Below are 14853 nucleotides of genomic sequence, written 5' to 3'. Positions count from 1 at the left end.
GTACCTCGGGCCGAAGGCCGGTGACATCAACACCGCCATCCAGAACGGCCTGACCCGTGTGGAGCAGGGCAAGCAGACGCCCGACGCGGCCTGGAAGCAGGCGCTCGAGGAGATCAAGAAGATCGTCTGACGCCACCCCTGAACTGATCGGCCTCGGTCCCGACGCCCGGACCGGGGCCGGTCATCCACCTGGTGTCCACAGTGAAAGACCCGAGGAGCACGTCGTGAAATCGTGGCTGCACCGGGCGGATGTGAAGGCGTCGCCCTACCTCTACATCTCGCCCTTCTTCCTCCTGTTCGGACTGCTCGGCGCGTTCCCGCTGGTCTACACGGCGTGGGTGTCGTTGCACGACTGGAGCCTGCTGGAGGATCAACACACCTTCATCGGGCTGCAGAACTACCGGGATCTGTTCGCCGACTCGGCGTTCTGGAACGCGCTGGGCAACACCGCGTCGATCTGGGTGATCTCGACCGTCCCGCAGCTCGTGTTCGCGCTGCTGCTGGCGCACATCCTCAACAACCGGCTCCGCGGCCAGACGTTGTGGCGTACCGGGTTGCTGCTGCCCAACGTGACCAGCGTCGTCGCCGTCGCGATCATCTTCGGCCAGCTCTTCGGCCGCGACTACGGAATGATCAACTGGGTGCTGGGGCTGTTCGGCTTCGGCCACGTCGACTGGCAGGCCGGCACCGCGACCTCGCACATCGCGATCTCGGTGATGATCATCTGGCGCTGGACCGGCTACAACGCGCTCATCTACCTGGCCGCAATGCAGGCCGTGCCGGACTCGCTGCACGAGGCGGCCATCCTCGACGGCGCGACGTCGATGCAGCGGTTGCGCCGCATCACCATCCCGTCGATCCGGCCGACCATCATCTTCACGGTCATCGTGTCGACCATCGGCGGCCTGCAGGTCTTCGCCGAGCCGCTCGTCTTCGGCGGCGGCGGGCTCACCGGCGGCTCGGACGGCCAGTTCCAGACCTTGGCGCTCTACCTCTACCAGGCGGGCTTCGGCCGCTTCGACTTCGGCTACGCCTCCGCGACCGCCTGGCTCATGTTCCTCATCATCGTCCTCGCCGCGATGCTGAACTTCCTGCTCATCCGACGCATCCGGAGGGCCTGATGTCGACCACGACACCCACCGTCCCGCCCCGGACTCGCCGTCCGGTGAGCGAGGTCTACAAGCAGAAGACCCGAGTACGCCCGATCGGGTTCATCCGGCGGGCCCATCCGCTGACGTACCTGACCCTGATCGCGTTCCTCTTCTTCTCGGCGTTCCCGCTGTACTACAGCGTGATCGTCGCGTCGATGGACAACTCGGCGCTCGGCCAGGTGCCGCCGCCGTTGTTCCCCGGTACGCATCTCGTCGAGAACGTCCGCCGGGTCTTCGACACCGTCGCCTTCGGCAAGGCACTGCTGAACTCGGTGATCGTCTCGTCGGTCATCACCTTCAGCGTGGTGCTGTTCTCGTCGCTGGCCGGATTCGCCTTCGCCAAGCTGCGCTTCCGTGGACGGCCGGGGCTCTACGTCGCGGTCATCGCCACCATGATGGTGCCCAGCCAGCTCGGCGTGATCCCGCTCTACATGCTGATGGCCAAGTGGCAGCTCATCGACACGCTCTATGCCGTCATCGCGCCCAGTCTCGTCAGCGCATTCGGCGTCTTCTTCATGTCGCAGTTCCTATCCTCGGCCGTGCCGACTGAACTGCTCGAGGCGGGCCGGGTCGACGGCTGCACCACCATGGGCCTGTTCTGGCACGTCGTCCTGCCGATCGCCCGGCCGGCTGCGGCGGTGCTGGGCATGCTGACCTTCATGAACGCCTGGAACGACTTCTTCTGGCCACTGGTCGTCCTCACTCCGGAGAACCCCACCGTCCAGGTCTCCCTGTCCACCGTCGCGAGTGGATACATCACCGACTACTCGCTGACTCTGACCGGCGCCGCCCTCGCGACGATGCCCCTGATCGTCGTGTTCGCGCTGCTGGGCAAGCAGATCATCCACGGAATCATGCAAGGAGCCCTCAAGGGATGACTACGACTCAGGACCGCACCGAGGCCAGCGCCTCCGTCACCTTCCCGGCGGGCTTCCGCTGGGGCGTCGCGACGGCGGCGTACCAGATCGAGGGTGCTTCTGCCGAAGACGGGCGCACTCCCTCCATCTGGGACACGTTCTCGCGTACGCCGGGAATCGTGGACGGCGGGCACACGGGCGACGTCGCGTGCGACCACTACCACCGGTACGCCGATGACGTGGCGATCATGCGGGAGCTGGGGATGGGTACCTACCGGTTCTCCATCGCCTGGCCCCGGGTGGTGCCAGACGGCACCGGCCCGATGAACCCGCGAGGACTCGACTTCTACGACCGCCTCGTCGACGAGCTGCTGCGGGCCGGCATCACTCCGATGGCCACCCTCTACCACTGGGATCTGCCGCAGATCCTGGAGGACCGGGGCGGCTGGACGAACCGGGCGACCGCGGAAGCCTTCGCCGACTACGCCATCGCGGCGTTCCGGCGGCTCGGCGACCGGGTGCCGACGTGGACCACGCTCAACGAACCGTGGTGCTCTGCCTTCCTCGGGTACGCCTCCGGCAACCATGCTCCGGGGCGTACCGAACCGGATGCCGCGTTCCGGGCGGCCCACCACCTGATGCTGGGCCACGGTCTGGCAGCGCGGCGGTTGCGCGAAGCCGGCGCCCGCGAGGTGTCGGTGACGGTGAACCTCAGCCCGGTGTTTCCGCGCGACACCACCGATCGGCACGACGTCGAGGCGGCGGCGCGGGTCGACGGCCTGCACAACCGGATCTTCCTCGATCCGCTGCTGGTCGGCCGCTACCCGGCCGACATGCTCGAGGTCATCGAGCGATTCACCGGCGGTACGCACATCCAGGAGGGCGACCTCGCGACGATCAACGCCCCGATCGACTTCCTCGGCGTGAACTACTACATGCCGACGCTTGTGGCTGCGAAGGTCGGCTCGCCGGGGTCGGTTCAGTTCCCGGGGACCGAGGGGGTGGAGTTCCTCGACCCGGACCTGCCGCGCACCGGGATGGACTGGCCGATCGACCCGGACGGCCTGCACGTGCTGCTCAAGCGGCTCGGCGGGGATTACACGAAGACGCCGCTCATCATCACGGAGAACGGGGCGTCCTTCCCCGACGTCGTGGTCGGCGACGAGATCGAGGACACCGAGCGGATCGGCTTCCTCGCCTCGCATCTGCGGGCCGCGCATCGGGCCGTCGCCGACGGCGTCGACCTACGGGGCTACCTCGCCTGGTCGCTGCTCGACAACTTCGAGTGGGCGTACGGCTATGACAAGCGGTTCGGGCTGGTGCACGTCGACTACGCCACGCAGGAGCGGCGGCTCAAGGAGAGCGCGCGCTGGTTCTCCCGGGTAGTCACGACCAACTCCCTCTGACGACGGCTCGCTCTGACCGCGGCATTCGCCGGCGCCGGATCAGGGTTCTGGGTCGAATCTTGAGCCAAGATTCGACCCAGAACCCTGATCCGGCGCTTTTTGCGGCGTGCCAGCGGCCCGGGACGGTCGGTGCCGACCGCGATCAGGTCAGGAGGTCTCGCCCGCGACGCTGAACGAGCGCAGACGGTCGATCGCGAGCCACGTCCCGCCGACGGCGAAGACGACGACCGCGCCGACCGCGAACGGGGTCGAGATCGTGCTCTTGACCAGATCCGATCCGGAGATCGCGTCGGCCAGCGCGACGACGTTCTGCTGAATCGACAGCAGCCGGGTGCCCTTCAGCAGGTTGCCCAGCAAGCCCTCCCAGAGCAGCACGTACGCCAGCCCGACGAGCACGGGCCGCCGGGTGAGCAGGCTCAGCGCCAGGAACAAGGCGCAGTACGCCAAGGAACCGGCCACGGCGGCGACGAACAACCCCAGCCCGAGGCGTACGCCCTCGGCGAGCAGCCCGACGAGGAACAGCGGAATTCCGGCGACCAGCGCCGTGACTCCGGTGGCGACGGCCAGCTTGGCGAGGATGATCTCCCGGCGTGGCAACGGTTTGGTGAGGATGTGCACGACGGTTCCGTCGTCGATCTCCGACCCCAGTACGCCGGTCCCGACGATCAGGGCCATCACCGGGAGCACGACGGCGACGCCGAGCCCGCCGACGATCGGGCCGACCCAGTCCGCCGGAGCCGCCCCGAGAGAGTCGGCCAGCCAGGCCAGTCCCAGCATGATGACCGGCAGCGGCAGCAGGAAGAGGAACCGGGCGCGACCGAGAAGACCACGCAAGGTAATCGATGCGATGGTGAGATTCATGGCGTACTCCGCAATCAGGCCGCGAGAAGGTAGGAGAAGACGCTCTCCAGGGACTCGTCGGCGGGGATCAGCCGGTGCACCCGGATGCCCGTCGACAGGGCGATCTTCGGCAGGGCGCGGGTGAACGTGCCGTAGTCGGCTGCGCGTACCGTCAGGCCGAGTTTCGCGTCGACGTCCACGCCCGCCACCGACGTCTCGCCCATCAATGCCACCGCGAGCCGGCGGTCGTCGCTGGACTGGACGGTGAACACGTGCGGCCGGTTCGTCATCAGCCGCCGGATGCTGCGATAGTCGCCCGACGCGGCGAGCCTTCCGGAGACGATGACCTGGACCGTGCCGGAGACCTGCTCGACCTCTTCCAGGATGTGCGAGCTGAACAGCACCACCCGGCCCTGTTCACCCATCCGGTGCAGCAGTTCCATCATGTGCAGGCGCTGCCGGGGGTCCATGCCGTTGAACGGCTCGTCCAGCAACAACACCTTTGGATCGTGCACCAGCGCCGCCGCGACCCGGGTCCGTTGCCGCATGCCTTTGGAGTAGGTCTCGATCCGCCGGTCCTGCGCCGAGGTCATCTCGACCAGGTCCAGCGCCCGGCGAGTGGCCGCCACCGGATCGGCCAGGCGTTGCATCTTGGCGCTGGCCAGCACGAACTCGTACGCCGTGAGGAAGCCGTGCACCGCCTCGCGCTCGCTGACGAGCCCGAGTTTGGCGTACACCGGCGGGTTGCGCCAGGACGGTTCGCCGTCGACCAGCACCTGACCCCGCGACGGGGCGAGGAAACCGGCCATCATGTGCAGCACGGTCGTCTTGCCCGCGCCGTTCGGCCCGAGCAGGCCGGTCACCCCGGGCGCCAGAACCATCGAGATGTCGTTGACGGCGACGAGGTTGCCGTACCACTTGGAGACGCCGTCGAGTTCGACCTTCATCGGGCGACCTTCCGGTAGCGGGCCAGCAGGAGCAGGGTGCACAGCGCGACCACGCCGGCGAAGACCAGCCCGTAGACCGGGCCGAGGCCGCCGACCGGGATCGTCTCCAGATCGCCGGGCTGTTCGGCGAACGCCCAGGCGTGGACGCCTTGCAGCAGAGTCGCCGGGCTGAGCAGGCCGAACGTGTGCTGCAACGCGGTGCTGTCGGTGGCGAAGGCGATGCCCGACACCACACCGGAGACCGCGGTCGCCATGAGGAAGAAGCCCGCGATGATCGCCGCGGCCACCGCCCGGCGGCTGGCCAGCGACCCGACCAGCGTCGAGATCGCCCCGAAGAGCAGCGCGAACAGCGCGGCGTAGCCCAGGCCCGCGGCGTACCGGCCGACCTCGGTCCAGATCTCCTTCGCGCCGCCCGCCCCGAACGCTCCGCCCAGGAACATGATCGTCAGCGGCATCGCCAGCAACAGCCACGCCGCGGACACCGTCGCGGCCAGCTTCGCCAGCGCATAGTCCGCGCGGGTCAGTGGTCGCGAGAAATACAGCGGCAGTACGCCGGAACGCAGATCCCGGGAGACCAACTCGGGGCCGATGACCGCACAGAACAGCACGACGAGAATCGAGATGGCGTCGGCGTACGAGGTGTAGGAGAGTACCGGCTTGCCCATCTGTGCGCGTACCGCCGTGACGATCACGGCGACGAGCAGCGCGATGCCGGCGGCGAACCACGGGAAGATCTTGGATTTGCCGCTGCGGCCGAGACCGAACGCGGTCCGCAGGCTGTGCGCGTAGAGCGAGCGGACGGCATACCCGCGGCCGAGCCGGGGCCCGGAGTACCGCTGGTAGCCGATGTCATGGATGACGCCCGACTCAGACATCGGCGGCCTCCTGTCCGGTCGGGGCCGCGGTGGCGAACAGCTCCGCGATGCGGTGGCGGCGCAGGTCGAGCCGGTGCAACGGCAGATCCAGCCGGGCGACCTCGCCGATGATCTGGTCGTAGGTGCCGTCGCCGGTCAGCGGCACGAGAATGAGATGCGACTCCTCGCGGACCGGCAGGCCCTGGGCCCGCAACGCCGCGGCGAGTTCCGGCTGCCCCTCGGAGACCTCGACCGCGAGCACATCGCTGACGGTCGTCATGGTCGCGACGCTGTCGGCGCGCAACAACCGGCCGCCGTCGATCGCCACGAGCGAGTCGCAGATCCGCTCGACCTCGCCGAGCAAGTGCGAGCAGACGACGAGCGAAATGCCGAACTCGCTGCCGATCCGGTGGATCAACCCGAGCATGGCGTCCCGCCCGGCCGGGTCGAGCCCGTTCGTCGGCTCGTCCAGCAGCAGCAGATCAGGGTCGTGCACGAGCGCCTGGGCCAGCTTGACCCGCTGCTTCATGCCGGTGGAGTAGCCGCCGATCTGGCGGAACCGCTCCTCGTAGAGGCCGACGTGCCGCAACGCCTCCGAGGCCCGCTCCCGCGCGGCCACCTTCGGCAGCCCGCTCATGCGAGCCATGTGCGTCACGAACTCGGCCGCGGCCAGATCCGGGGGCAGGCTGTCGTGCTCCGGCATGTAGCCGACCCGGGCCCGGATCTTCTCCGCTTCCGTCCTCGGGTCCAGACCCAGCACGCGTACGCTGCCGGCGGTCGGCTCGACGAGACCCAGGAGGATCTTGATGAGCGTCGACTTGCCGGCTCCGTTGGCGCCGACGAGACCGACGACGCCGGGCTGCACCTGGACCGTGAATTCGCTGAGCGCCAGTACGCCGTTCGCGTAGCGCTTGGTGAGCGACTCGGTCGCGATCAGTGTCACGGTCGTCAACCTAGACGCATCCTGGAAGTTCTGTGATCCGGCGAGTTACCGATTTCCGCCCCTAGGGGTGAGGTCATGATCCCGGCGGGAGGGCGGGAGCAGCGGCCGGGCTAGGATCGTCGGGTGCTGCGCGACGCGACCGATTCCGACCGGGACATCGTCTTGACCTGGCGCAATCACCCCGAAGTACGCAAGGTGAGCTTCACGACGCATGAGATCCGCCCGGAGGAGCACGCCGCCTGGTGGGCCGCCGTCGCGGCGGACGAGAAAAGGCGCGTCTTGATCTTCGAGTGGCGGGGAGAGCCGGCCGGGGTGGTCAGCTTCGACGCCCGGGAGGCCGCCGAGCACGGCGTCGTCTGGGGGTTCTACCTCGACAACGAGACGCTCCAGGCGAAGGGTGAGCTGTTGCCCGCCTGGGTGCAGCTGGAGAAGGACGCCGTGGCGTACGCCTTCGACGTGCTCGGCGCCGAGCTGATCGGGGGCGAGACGCTCGCCTGGAACACCCCGGTGTTGCAGTTGCACAAGCGGATGGGATTCACCGAGACCCGGCGCTACGAGCGCGAGGTCGACGGGGTGCCGCAGGAAGTCGTCTGGACCGAGCTCAGCGCGGCCGACCGGAAGGGGAGAACGAAGTGACCGAGATCAAGATCGGTGGTCATCTGATCGGGCCGGGGCATCGGCCGTTCGTCATCGCCGAGATGTCGGGTAACCACAACGGTTCCCTGGAGCGGGCGTTGCAGATCGTCGACGCGGTCGCCGAGTCCGGTGCGCATGCGTTGAAGTTGCAGACCTACACCCCGGACACGATCACGATCGACGTGGACACCCCGGAGTTCCGGATCTCGGCCGGGCACGACCTGTGGGGCGGCGAGTCGCTGTATCAGCTGTTCCAGAAGGCGCACACGCCGTTCGAGTGGCACCAGCCGATCTTCCAGCGGGCCGCGTCGCACGGGCTGACCGTGTTCTCGGCCCCGTTCGACCCGACCGCGATCGAGCTGCTGGAGTCGTTGGGCGCACCGGCGTACAAGATCGCTTCGTCGGAGCTGGTGGACCTGCCGCTGATCCGGCTCGCCGCGCAGACCGGCAAACCGTTGATCATCTCCACTGGGATGGCCAGCGTCGCCGACATCGCCGCCGCGCTGGACACCGCCCGTGGTGCGGGTGCGACCCAGATCGTGCTGCTGGCCTGCACCGCGTCGTATCCGTCGCCGCCGCAAGACTCCAACCTGCGGCGCATCCCGATCCTGGCCGAGGCCTTCGGCGTACAGGTCGGTCTGTCGGATCACACGCTCAGCATCGGGGTGCCGATCGCCAGTGTGGCGTTCGGGGCGACCGTGATCGAAAAGCACATCACCCTGGCCCGGGAGGACGGCGGGGTCGACTCGGCGTTCTCGATGACCCCGGCCGAGATGCGTGCCCTGGTCGACGAGTCCGAACGTGCCTGGCTCGCCCTGGGCAGTACGCACATCGGCCCGACCGAGTCGGAGAAGGAAGGCCTGCGGTTCCGCCGTTCGCTGTACGTGGTCGAAGACGTCCAGGCCGGTGACCCGGTCACCCCGGCCAACGTGCGCTCGATCCGGCCCGCCAACGGCCTGCCCCCGATCGAGATCGACAAAGTCCTCGGCCGCACCTTCACCCGCGACGCCGCCAAGGGCACCCCACTGAGCTGGGACCTCATCTGAGCACCCCGTTGCCCGTACGCGACCAGGGCGGCTTTCGCCAGTCCGCCCTGGTTCTCGGTGCGGCCCAACTGGGGATGGCGTACGGGATCGCCAACACGACCGGGGATCTCGATCAGACGGCGGTCGACGCCTTGCTGGCGAAGGCCGCCGAGCTCGGGGTGACCCATGTGGACACCGCGCGGGCGTACGGCGAAAGCGAAGCGCGCATCGGCGCAGCTCCGGTGAAGCCGAAGGTGATCACCAAGGTCGCACCGGGCGAGACGGACGTCGAGGCGAGCGTGACCGCCAGCCTCACCGCGCTCCATGAGAAGAGCGCCACGTTCCTCCTGCATCGGGCGGCCGACGTGCCGATCGCGTGGGATGCGCTTCGAAGAGTCAAGGACGAAGGAAGAGCCGACCGGATCGGCGTGTCCGTGCAGAATCCGGCGGAGCTGTTCGAGGTCGCCAAGCTCCCCGATCTCGGGTACGTCCAGCTGCCCTGCAACGTGGTCGACCGGCGCTGGACCTCCGCTGGGGTCGCGGACGTCCTCGCCGACGACGTGGTCGTCACGGTTCGCAGTGTTTACCTGCAAGGGCTGCTGACCGCCGGGAGCGCCGTCCGCTGGCCGCACGTCCCCGACGAGGACCGGGACGCCGCGGTGCGCGTGCTTGACGAGGTCGCGGCGGAACTCGGTTTTCCGAACCGAGCCGGCCTCCTGGTCGCGTACCCCTTAGGTTTGAGCTGGGTGACCTCGGTCGTGATCGGGGCCGAGACGCTGGACCAGCTCGGCGAGAACGTCCGGCTCGCGAGCCGGACGGGGCTCACAGCGGTCGAGCGTGAAATGATCTTGGATCGGTTGCCGCCGCTGCCCGTGCAGCTGGTGGATCCGAGCACGTGGGGGAGCGCGCGATGAACCTGACGCCCGAGGCGCTGTTCGGTTTGAGCGGCAAGATCGCGGTGGTGACGGGTGCGACCGGTCGGCTCGGCCGCGTCATGGCCCGGACGCTTGCCACGGCGGGTGCGCAGGTCTGGCTGGTCGGGCGAGATTCCTCCACATTGGATGCTTTGACGGAAGAGTTGCTGGCCGACGGCCTGTCCGCGGTGAGCGCCCGATGCGACGTCACGAATCCCGACGATGTCCAGGCGCTCGGCCTGGCACTGAGCGTCGGTCCGGGGCGCGTGGACGTCCTGGTGCACAATGCGCATGTCGGGCGCGGCGGAACGCTGGCCACCGCTCGCACGGAAGACTTCGCCCAGGCCGCCGACCTCGCGCTCGCCGCCTTCCAACGCCTGCTCGCCGCCACCCGCGACCTCCTGGTCCGCGCCGCCGCCGACTCGTCGCCCGCGGTCATCACCGTGTCGTCGATGTACGGCCTGGTCAGCCCCCGGCCCTCGCTCTACGCGAGTCCCGAGCAGGTCAACCCGCCCTACTACGGCGCCGTCAAAGCAGGCTTGCTGCAGCTCACGCGCTACGCGGCGGTCGAGCTTGCCCCCCAAGGTGTACGCGTGAACGCGCTGACGCCAGGGGCATTTCCCGGTGGGGGCGACCCGGAATTCCTTCAGGCGCTCGGCGAACACTCCCCGTTGGGGCGGGTCGGATCTCCTGAAGAGATCGCTACTGCGCTGCTTTTTCTCGCGTCTCCGCGGTCGAGTTACACCACCGGGGCGAACGTCGTCGTCGACGGTGGATGGACTGCCTGGTAGCGCCCCGCTCCGTTGATCATGAACCTAGGGTCCCGGTTGACGGCGGGTCGCCGCCCCCTTCGCCGTGATCAACGGTCAGGCGGTGACGGTCACGAGGCGGCCGAACTCACGGATGAGGTCGTAGCCGTCCCATACTCCCGCGAAGTTCAGCGCCTGTCCGAACGGGACGATCCGATCGACGCCGCGTCCGCCCAACTGATGGGCGAAGGCGATAAGTTCGTCCCGGGTGAATCCGAAGTGGCTGAAGGTCTGGTCCTTGCGGGTGATCAGCGGCGCGATCTCGGCCAGCGACCCGACCGTGGTGAACGGGAAGACGCCCGCACCCAGCCAGTCGTGCGGCACGGCGTCCGGGCTGGTCAGCGTAACGCCCGTGACGGTGTTGTCGGCCAGGTCCAACGCGGTGGCTCTGCCTTCCGCAGCCAGGCCGTACGTCGAGACGCGTTTCTCCACCGCCATCGCGGCGTCGACGGCGAATCCCTGCGCCCGAGCGCCCTGCGCGACGAGGCTCAGAAGCTCCTCTTTCACGGCGGGTGCCTGACCGGCGTCGCCGACGAGGTAGATCGCCATCGGCGAGGAACAGGCCGCCTGGTCGAACCAGTAGACGTCGTTGACCAGCCCTTCGGCGGCCCGCTTGCGGCCCTCGGCGTCGGTCGCCTGCCAGCCCGCGAGGGAGATCGCGGCGTACGAGGAGCGGTCGGGGAACGTGACGTCCCGGGCGTGCGGCGCGAGCGGGTGCCGCCGGATGTCGCGTACGGTGCGATCACCGCCCCAGATGACCCGGAGATCGCAGGCAGCGCTCAGCGCCGCGGTGACCTCGTCCTGGTGGCCGTAGGTGATCATCCGCTGAGTCTGGCCGATGGCGGGGTGCGCATCGGCCAGGCACTCGTTCAGCGTCTCCAGAATCGTCAGCGCCGCGCCGGCGGCCCGCGACGAGATCCGGATGATGTTGGGGTTGCCCGCCAGCGCCGACAGCGCCCAGGAGTAGACGAAGATGGTGTCCACATTGGCCGGCGGGACGTGGAAGACGAGACCGCGCGGGAAGACCAGCGCGTCGTCGCCCTCGCGGCGCAGATGCTCCAGTGTCTTGCGGATCTCGGTCTTGCGCAGGAAGAAGCCGAGCGAGCCCAGTTCGGGATGACGGCGGGCGATCGAGGGAGCCAGCAGCCGCCGGGCCAGCGCGGTGAGGAAGTCGACGACCCGGGGGTCGCCGGGGACGAGCCGACCGCCCTCGGGCTCGGCGGTCACTCCCGCGATGACGTCGTCGATCTCGGCCTGCGGACCGGCCGGGAAGCGTACCTCGATCTTCATCGGTCGCCTCCGGTGAAGGTGTCGCTGCATCCGCGGGCTTCGGCGCGGGGGAGCCGGCCCAGGACGCTGAACCGCTTGCCCGGCCAGGCTCCGTCGTCGACGCCATGCACCACACCGAGATCCTCGGTCAGCAGCACGTGTCCGGGGTACGACGTCGGCAGCGTACTGGTGACTTCGATGAGCCCAGGCGTGCCGATCGGCGCGACTTCCCAGGTCTCGGGGTCCCGGATGATGACGTCGGCGAAGTCGGGGCAGTACAGCCCGCCGCCGTCCGGCCCTTCCAGGTAGATCGTGCCGATCTGCTCGACCATGCCGTAGAAGTTGTGGATCTTGGTGAGGCCGATGTCCTCGGCGAGCCGACGGCGGAACTCCGCGTTGTCCACGGCCCGGTCGATGAGCTTCTTCCAGCCGCCGGAGTGGATCAGGATGCCGTTGGACAGGTCCAGCCCGGCGTCGCGGGCGGCCTCGTAGAGGTAGAGCCACACCATGAAGGTGAAGCCGAAGATGAGGAACGGCTGGTCGCCATGTTTGGCGAGGAACTGCTTGAGCACCTCGACGTCCGGCTCGCCGTTCTCGTCGAGCACCCAGACGTGGTCGCGGCCGAAGTTCATCAGGCCGAGCATGCCCGCGCCCCGGGCGCTGAAGCTGCGCCGGTCGGCGACGACACCGCGGCTGTCGACGATGAGCATGGGCAGCCGCTTCGGGCCGAGCACGGTTTGCAACGTCCGGGACAGCATCCGGGTCTGCGCAGCGGCGGCGTCGCGGTCGAGATAGATCCGGCTGACGTCGCCGGTGGTGCCGCTGGAGGTGAGGACCTTGACGATCTCGTCGTCCGGGATGCTCTTGAGGTGGTGGTTCTTGAACATCCGGACCGGGAGCCAGGGCAGGTCGTAGACGCTGGCGTAGGAGTCCTGGGCCTGGCCGCTGGCCAGCAGGATACGGTCGTACTCCGGGCTGCGTTCGCGATGGTGCCGGGTGAGCGCGCTCAGCTGCTCGAGCAGGCGCTCGTCCTTCTCCGGCTGCTTCAGCGTGAAGACTTCCTCGCTCACGCGCCCTCCTCCGCCAGCTTCCGATAATCGACCTTACCGTTGGCCAGGAGCGGCAGAGCGGTGATGCTGCGCACGTCGAAACCGCTGGAGTGGATGCCGAGTGCCTCGGCCAGCCGAGCCTTGATCTTGGCCGGCCACTGCTCCTCGCCGGACTCCACGAAGACGGTCAGCCGGTCGTCACCGGGGACGGCTGCGACCGGCGGAGTGTCGGTGAGCAGCCGTTCTACGTCGTCCAGGTTGACCCGGATGCCGAAGATCTTGCCCATCCGCTTGAGCCGTCCGGTGATCCACAAGTGCCCGTCGGCGTCGAGCTTCCCGAGGTCTTCGGTCGACAGCCGGCCGCCCAGCTCGTCGCCGGTCGCGAAGTCGGCCGCGGCGGTGGCGTACCCCATCATGACGTTGGGGCCGCGGAAGATGACCTCCCCCTCGACATCGGGTTCGGTGGTCTCGGCACCGTTTTCGGTCCGGATGAACAATTCGGTGCCGGGCAGGGCCGGGCCGACCGAGCCGACCTTCGCCGGCAGGTACGCCGAAGGCAGCGTCGTCATCCGGGGACCGGCCTCGGTCTGGCCGTACATCACGAACATCCGGCCGTCGACGGCCGACATGCGCCCGTGGAAGTCGACGATCAGCTCGGCCTTCAGCCGTCCGCCCGCCTGCGTGAGCGTACGCAGAGTCGGATAGCGCGAAGGGTCGAAACGCAGCCGCTTGAGCATCTCGTACTGATATGGCACCGCAGCAAGGCTGGTGACGCCATAGGTGTTCACGTCGTTCCAGAACTCCCGCTCCAGGAACGTACGCGGCGACACCACCACCGTCGCACCGCTGATCAGATGCGAATTCAGCACCGACATCCCGTACGAGTAGAAAAGCGGAAGGCTGGTGATCGCGACCTCGCCGCCGTCGATGCCGAGGGCCGCCGCGATCGCCCGGGCGTTGGACTCGACCGCGGTCGGGGTCAGCCGGACGAGCTTGGGGTCGCCGGTCGAGCCGGAGGTCGTCAGCAGCAGGGCAAGGTCGGGATGCGGAGTGACTGCCGACGGCTCGTCCCGTAGCCAGACGCCGCCCTCGTCGTGATAGCCGGGCGGCAGGTCGCCCTTGCCGCCGGTGATCGCGCCGGGCTCGAACCGGGCCACGAGGCGATCCCGCAGATCGGTATGCAGATCGGGGTCGAGCAGGCAGATCGGCCGGCCGGCTTGCAGCGCGCCCAGGTAGCCGACGACGGCGTCGATCGTGGCCGGGAAGTGTGCGAACAGCACGCCGGGCCAGGTCGCCGCCTGCTCGGCCGTTGCCGCGACCCGGTCCGCCAATTCCTCGCCGGCCAGGACGTCACCGGTGGCGGCGTCGACCAGCCGGGCCCCCGGCCCGACCAAGCTGATCATCGAATTACGCCTCCGTCGACGCCGAGGACCTGTCCGGTGACGAACGAGGCCTGCGGGGAGAGCAGGAACGCGACTGCGTCGGCCACATCCTGCGGGCGGCCCAGCCGGTGCAGCGGAGTGGCCGCGACGACCTCGGTCCGGCCGGCCTCGTCCAGCGTGCTGAGCATGTCGGTCTCGATGAAGCCGGGCGCGACGGCGTTGACCCGGATGCCGGCCGGGCCCAGCTCCTTGGCGGCGGCCAGGGTCAGGCCGATGACGGCAGCCTTGGTCGCCGAGTAGACGGCCTGACCGGCCCCGCCGACCCGGCCCATCACCGAGGCGACGAGCACGACGGCGGGGGAGTCGCCCCGGCGGAGCAGCCGGGCGGCGTGCTGAAGGGTGTGCGCCGCGCCGACCGCGTTCACGTCGAACAGCCGCTGGATGCTGGCGTCGGACTGCATCCCGAGCATGCCGGCCTCGTGCGTACCGGCTCCGACGACGAGCGCGTCCAGCCGCCGGAACTGCTCGAACACCCTCCGGACGGCAGTCTTCACCGCAGCCGGGTCGCTCACGTCACCGGCCACCGCCAGCGTCGGTACGCCGTACTTGCCGGCCAGCTCCGCGGCGACCGGTTCGGCGTTGGCCAGGGTGCTCGCGTGGACCGCTACGGCGTACCCGTCGGTGGCCAGCCGCTCGGCGACGGCCCGGCCGATGCCGCGCGACCCGCCGGTGACGAGCGCCACACGCGTGGGGCTGTCCGGCGAGTGAACT

Annotated in this window: 15 protein-coding genes; 7 read left to right on the top strand and 8 right to left on the bottom strand. The window is 68.8% G+C overall.

Annotated features, from left to right (window positions below):
* Nucleotides 1-224: 224 nt before the first annotated feature.
* From HOV77_RS34385 to HOV77_RS34375, 3 genes are all read left to right on the top strand, one after another.
* Nucleotides 225-1121, top strand: a complete 897-nt coding sequence (locus HOV77_RS34385; protein ID WP_290870516.1) for a sugar ABC transporter permease — start codon at nt 225-227, stop codon at nt 1119-1121.
* Between the two features lie 83 nt (nt 1122-1204).
* Nucleotides 1205-2029: a carbohydrate ABC transporter permease gene (locus HOV77_RS34380; RefSeq protein ID WP_290870529.1), complete on the top strand. Its 825-nt coding sequence runs from the start codon at nt 1205-1207 to the stop codon at nt 2027-2029.
* Nucleotides 2026-3414 carry a GH1 family beta-glucosidase gene (locus HOV77_RS34375; protein ID WP_290870513.1) on the top strand — a complete coding sequence of 463 codons (1389 nt, stop codon included), beginning with the start codon at nt 2026-2028 and terminating at the stop codon, nt 3412-3414. The genes HOV77_RS34380 and HOV77_RS34375 overlap by 4 nt, the downstream gene beginning before the upstream one ends.
* A 147-nt stretch (nt 3415-3561) precedes the next feature.
* Here HOV77_RS34375 and HOV77_RS34370 read toward each other — a convergent pair whose 3' ends face one another.
* The 4 genes from HOV77_RS34370 to HOV77_RS34355 are packed head-to-tail and all read right to left on the bottom strand — an operon-like array spanning nt 3562 to nt 6998.
* Nucleotides 3562-4275, bottom strand: a complete 714-nt coding sequence (locus HOV77_RS34370) for an ABC transporter permease (RefSeq protein ID WP_290870510.1) — start codon at nt 4273-4275, stop codon at nt 3562-3564.
* A 14-nt stretch (nt 4276-4289) separates the two neighbouring features.
* On the bottom strand, nt 4290-5201 hold the full coding sequence (locus tag HOV77_RS34365) for an ABC transporter ATP-binding protein (protein ID WP_290870507.1): 912 nt from the start codon (nt 5199-5201) through the stop codon (nt 4290-4292).
* Entirely contained in the window at nt 5198-6076 is an 879-nt protein-coding gene (locus HOV77_RS34360; protein WP_290870504.1) for an ABC transporter permease subunit, read from the bottom strand. The genes HOV77_RS34365 and HOV77_RS34360 overlap by 4 nt, the downstream gene beginning before the upstream one ends.
* Nucleotides 6069-6998, bottom strand: a complete 930-nt coding sequence (locus HOV77_RS34355; protein ID WP_290870502.1) for an ABC transporter ATP-binding protein — start codon at nt 6996-6998, stop codon at nt 6069-6071. The genes HOV77_RS34360 and HOV77_RS34355 overlap by 8 nt, the downstream gene beginning before the upstream one ends.
* Before the next feature lie 123 nt (nt 6999-7121).
* On the opposite strand from HOV77_RS34355, the gene HOV77_RS34350 reads away from it, so the two are divergent.
* The 4 genes from HOV77_RS34350 to HOV77_RS34335 are packed head-to-tail and all read left to right on the top strand — an operon-like array spanning nt 7122 to nt 10364.
* Nucleotides 7122-7634 (top strand): GNAT family N-acetyltransferase, encoded by a 513-nt coding sequence (locus HOV77_RS34350; protein ID WP_290870499.1) that lies wholly within the window; start codon nt 7122-7124, stop codon nt 7632-7634.
* Nucleotides 7635-7639: 5 nt separating this feature from the next.
* On the top strand, nt 7640-8680 hold the full coding sequence (gene pseI / locus HOV77_RS34345) for a pseudaminic acid synthase (protein WP_290870526.1): 1041 nt from the start codon (nt 7640-7642) through the stop codon (nt 8678-8680).
* A gap of 8 nt (nt 8681-8688) precedes the next feature.
* Nucleotides 8689-9573, top strand: coding sequence for an aldo/keto reductase (locus HOV77_RS34340; RefSeq protein WP_290870496.1), 885 nt, complete (start codon nt 8689-8691; stop codon nt 9571-9573).
* A complete protein-coding gene (locus HOV77_RS34335) occupies nt 9570-10364 on the top strand; it encodes an SDR family oxidoreductase (protein ID WP_290870493.1) in 795 nt (264 codons plus the stop codon). Before HOV77_RS34340 ends, HOV77_RS34335 begins: the two co-directional genes overlap by 4 nt.
* Nucleotides 10365-10439: 75 nt before the next feature.
* Here HOV77_RS34335 and HOV77_RS34330 read toward each other — a convergent pair whose 3' ends face one another.
* From HOV77_RS34330 to HOV77_RS34315, 4 genes are read right to left on the bottom strand one after another with little or no spacing between them, the layout of a single operon-like run.
* On the bottom strand, nt 10440-11672 hold the full coding sequence (locus HOV77_RS34330; protein ID WP_290870490.1) for an acyl-CoA reductase: 1233 nt from the start codon (nt 11670-11672) through the stop codon (nt 10440-10442).
* The gene (locus tag HOV77_RS34325; RefSeq protein ID WP_290870487.1) at nt 11669-12721 is read right to left on the bottom strand and encodes an acyl-protein synthetase; all 1053 of its coding nucleotides are present in this window, start codon (nt 12719-12721) and stop codon (nt 11669-11671) included. The genes HOV77_RS34330 and HOV77_RS34325 overlap by 4 nt, the downstream gene beginning before the upstream one ends.
* Nucleotides 12718-14103, bottom strand: coding sequence for an AMP-binding protein (locus HOV77_RS34320; RefSeq protein WP_290870484.1), 1386 nt, complete (start codon nt 14101-14103; stop codon nt 12718-12720). The genes HOV77_RS34325 and HOV77_RS34320 overlap by 4 nt, the downstream gene beginning before the upstream one ends.
* Nucleotides 14100-14825 (bottom strand): SDR family oxidoreductase, encoded by a 726-nt coding sequence (locus HOV77_RS34315; RefSeq protein WP_290870481.1) that lies wholly within the window; start codon nt 14823-14825, stop codon nt 14100-14102. The genes HOV77_RS34320 and HOV77_RS34315 overlap by 4 nt, the downstream gene beginning before the upstream one ends.
* Nucleotides 14826-14853 lie beyond the last annotated feature (28 nt).

The sequence above is a fragment of the Hamadaea sp. genome (assembly GCF_013362815.1).
Lineage (GTDB): Bacteria > Actinomycetota > Actinomycetes > Mycobacteriales > Micromonosporaceae > Hamadaea.
This window is presented reverse-complemented; position numbering and strand designations above follow the sequence as displayed.

Excerpts from the sequence above, each read along its gene's own strand:
- HOV77_RS34375 (WP_290870513.1), top strand. The coding sequence starts at position 2,026 with ATGACTACGACTCAGGACCGCACCGAGGCCAGCGCCTCCGTCACCTTC.
- HOV77_RS34370 (WP_290870510.1), bottom strand. The coding sequence starts at position 4,275 with ATGAATCTCACCATCGCATCGATTACCTTGCGTGGTCTTCTCGGTCGC.
- HOV77_RS34365 (WP_290870507.1), bottom strand. The coding sequence starts at position 5,201 with ATGAAGGTCGAACTCGACGGCGTCTCCAAGTGGTACGGCAACCTCGTC.
- HOV77_RS34360 (WP_290870504.1), bottom strand. The coding sequence starts at position 6,076 with ATGTCTGAGTCGGGCGTCATCCATGACATCGGCTACCAGCGGTACTCC.
- HOV77_RS34335 (WP_290870493.1), top strand. The coding sequence starts at position 9,570 with ATGAACCTGACGCCCGAGGCGCTGTTCGGTTTGAGCGGCAAGATCGCG.
- HOV77_RS34330 (WP_290870490.1), bottom strand. The coding sequence starts at position 11,672 with ATGAAGATCGAGGTACGCTTCCCGGCCGGTCCGCAGGCCGAGATCGAC.
- HOV77_RS34320 (WP_290870484.1), bottom strand. The coding sequence starts at position 14,103 with ATGATCAGCTTGGTCGGGCCGGGGGCCCGGCTGGTCGACGCCGCCACC.